The following is a 228-nucleotide window of genomic DNA, read 5'->3' as shown; positions in this document are numbered from 1 at the left end:
CCCAGCATACCACTCCACCAAAATATCTCCAGTTATTGGGGATACTGTAATTTGATCGTGTGGAACTGGTGGTTTTGGTTTCTCTTGTTCTTTATCATCACCTGGTTTTGGTTTCCCTGGCTCTTTATCATCACCTGGTTTTGGTTTCTCTTGTTCTTTATCATCACCTGGTTTTGGTCTCTCTTGTTCTTTATCATCACCTGGTTTTGGCTTCTCTTGTTCTTTATC

At 40.8% G+C, this 228-nt stretch carries 1 protein-coding gene; it reads right to left on the bottom strand.

Translation table 11 applies throughout. The features are described from left to right. Positions 1-228 (bottom strand): hypothetical protein (locus MR113_RS27955; protein WP_396022507.1); only part of this gene is annotated, 228 nt, incomplete at both ends.

It is taken from the genome of Bacillus cereus group sp. BfR-BA-01379, from assembly GCF_022663605.1.
Taxonomy (GTDB): domain Bacteria; phylum Bacillota; class Bacilli; order Bacillales; family Bacillaceae_G; genus Bacillus_A; species Bacillus_A mobilis.
This window is presented reverse-complemented; position numbering and strand designations above follow the sequence as displayed.